This window comes from Candidatus Cloacimonadota bacterium (assembly GCA_012516855.1).
Lineage (GTDB): Bacteria > Cloacimonadota > Cloacimonadia > Cloacimonadales > Cloacimonadaceae > Syntrophosphaera.
In genome coordinates this window covers 1-1,994 of sequence record JAAYWB010000121.1, presented here as the reverse complement: position 1 = coordinate 1,994, position 1,994 = coordinate 1, and the positions used below count along the sequence as shown (strand labels likewise).

The window sequence follows — 1,994 nt, the reverse complement described above, 5'->3', positions numbered from 1 at the left end:
GCGCAGAACACCCACTTCGCGGACAACAATGAGATGTTCAAGGCGCTTGGGCCGGTGCTGTCCGACATGCGCCACGACGGAGCCGACAGCAAGGCGCATCTGGCGGCGATCCGCGACACGCTGAACAGGAGAAAGTGATGACCACAGCATATGATCTGGCCAAGGCCGAAGTCGGCACGGTGGAATGGGCCAAAGGCGACAACCCCAAGGTCGTCGCCTACTTCAAGGACAGCGGCAACCCCGGCGTCACCAATGACGAAACGGCGTGGTGCGCTGCCTTTGTCGGGGCCATGCTGCGCCGCGCCGGGGTAAAGTCCACAGGCGCACTCAATGCCCGATCCTATCTCGACTGGGGAACGCCAGTTGATCGCAAGAACGCCCAGCCCGGCGATGTGGTGATCTTCAAGCGTGGCAACTCCTCGTGGCAGGGGCATGTCGCCTTTTTCGTCAAGGATCGGGGCGCGCGGATCGACGTTCTGGGCGGCAACCAGTCCAACGCGGTCAACGTCAAGGGCTATCAGTCCGCCGCGCTTCTAGGAATTCGCCGTCCGCCCAAGGCCACGGCAAAGCCCGCCAAGCCCGCAAAACGCCCCGCACAGATCGCCAAGCCCGCCGCGCAGCCCTCGCCAGCGAAAGAGGCCGGGAAGGCCGCAGCTGGCGGTTTGGCTGGCGGTGGCCTCGCGCTGGCTATCTGGGCGCTCTGGGCCGACGCCGCGCAGGCATGGCGCGACTTCTGGCTTTGGGCCTTTTCGTTCATCAACTGAGGAGCACGGCATGAAACTCGTGAGCAACTGGAAATCGGCGTGGAGATGGATGAGCGTCCAATTCATCGCCTTCGCAGCCCTTTGGGAAAGCATCCCGCTCGAGGCAAAGGCCGTGCTTGAGCCGTCAACCCAAAGCTGGATCACCCTGGGGCTTCTCGTCGCTGCGGGGTTGGGCCGGATGATCGATCAGGGGACCGCGACATGACCGGCCTCGCGCTGTTCGCGGCAGGCTTTCTCCTCGGCGGCTTCATGGGCATCGCCGTCATGGCGCTTCTGGTGGAGGGCGAGGAATGATCGCCTTCATCTGGAAGCTGATCCTGGGCGGCCTCTGGCGGCCCCTGCTGGCCGTGCTGGGCGCGGCTGGCGTCTATGTGAAGGGCCGTGCCGACGCCAAGGCGAAGGATGATTTGCGCGACCTCAAGGGCTTCAAGAAAACCACGGAAAGGATGCAGGATGCTGATGCGGCTATGGGTGACGATCCCGCTGTTCTTCGCGACAGCTTGCGTCAACGCGACCCCAACAAGCCTTGACGCCGTTTGCAGCGGGACGCGGGCGGCGCGCGCCAGTCATGCGGCGGCCTTGGCTGAGACGCAGGACGAGCGGGTGTTGATGACCGGGGCGCGACTGGTCGGCCTGATCGACGCGGGGTGTGGGAAGTGATTGGTGGCGGGGGCAGGATTTGAACCTGCGGCCTTCAGGTTATGAGCCTGACGAGCTACCGAACTGCTCCACCCCGACACCGATCAAATGAAATCCGCAGCGTAGCTTTCGCCAGAGGCGACGGACGTATGCGCGCCTTATACCCCACCATCGGAGTCCCGTCAATGTCCACCGAAGCCTCGCAGGCGGTGGCCTTACTGGTCGCGGGTGCGGGTGAAAATGGTCCAGCCGTAGTATGACGCTTCACGCATCACCCTCTCCTCCTCGGATCAGCAGGCTTGCCATCCGGGCCGATCCAGCCCAGACGCTCGTTCCAGGTCCAGCCGTCGCCGGGGTCGGTGGGGGTTTGTGCGAGGGCGGCGCGGGCGCTTTCCAATGCTTGGCCAGCGTAATAGTCGCCCATGTCAACCGGGCTATGCCCGCAACTCATCGGGTCAGAGTGCCGGTCCATACTGTCACCGCAGCAGCAGACGCCTTCTGCCGTGTCGACGTGCTCCAGCGATGCGACACAGGCTTCCAGCGCCTTCGTCAGCGCCGCCTCCCGCTGTTGGGCGGCGGCGAGTTCGGCCT

5 protein-coding genes and 1 tRNA gene are annotated in these 1,994 nt (G+C 64.4%); 4 read left to right on the top strand and 2 right to left on the bottom strand.

What is annotated here, in order from left to right; all coding sequences use genetic code 11:
• The 4 genes from GX466_09360 to GX466_09345 form a co-directional block, all read left to right on the top strand.
• A partial coding sequence (locus GX466_09360; protein NLH94402.1) for a hypothetical protein occupies nt 1-138 on the top strand: 138 nt, incomplete at its 5' end.
• Entirely contained in the window at nt 138-764 is a 627-nt protein-coding gene (locus GX466_09355; protein ID NLH94401.1) for a TIGR02594 family protein, read from the top strand. The genes GX466_09360 and GX466_09355, both read left to right, overlap by 1 nt.
• Before the next feature lie 10 nt (nt 765-774).
• Nucleotides 775-969 carry a hypothetical protein gene (locus tag GX466_09350; protein NLH94400.1) on the top strand — a complete coding sequence of 65 codons (195 nt, stop codon included), beginning with the start codon at nt 775-777 and terminating at the stop codon, nt 967-969.
• A gap of 85 nt (nt 970-1,054) precedes the next feature.
• Nucleotides 1,055-1,294 (top strand): hypothetical protein, encoded by a 240-nt coding sequence (locus tag GX466_09345; protein ID NLH94399.1) that lies wholly within the window; start codon nt 1,055-1,057, stop codon nt 1,292-1,294.
• Nucleotides 1,295-1,425: 131 nt separating this feature from the next.
• On the opposite strand, the gene GX466_09340 is transcribed toward GX466_09345, so the two are convergent.
• Nucleotides 1,426-1,502: transfer RNA gene (locus tag GX466_09340), tRNA-Met, on the bottom strand.
• Nucleotides 1,503-1,674: 172 nt separating this feature from the next.
• Nucleotides 1,675-1,875 (bottom strand): hypothetical protein, encoded by a 201-nt coding sequence (locus GX466_09335; protein ID NLH94398.1) that lies wholly within the window; start codon nt 1,873-1,875, stop codon nt 1,675-1,677.
• Nucleotides 1,876-1,994 lie beyond the last annotated feature (119 nt).

What these genes read in the sequence shown, in the direction of transcription:
- GX466_09355 (NLH94401.1), top strand. Translation starts at nt 138, where the DNA reads ATGACCACAGCATATGATCTGGCCAAGGCCGAAGTCGGCACGGTGGAA.
- GX466_09350 (NLH94400.1), top strand. Translation starts at nt 775, where the DNA reads ATGAAACTCGTGAGCAACTGGAAATCGGCGTGGAGATGGATGAGCGTC.
- GX466_09345 (NLH94399.1), top strand. Translation starts at nt 1,055, where the DNA reads ATGATCGCCTTCATCTGGAAGCTGATCCTGGGCGGCCTCTGGCGGCCC.
- GX466_09335 (NLH94398.1), bottom strand. Translation starts at nt 1,875, where the DNA reads ATGGACCGGCACTCTGACCCGATGAGTTGCGGGCATAGCCCGGTTGAC.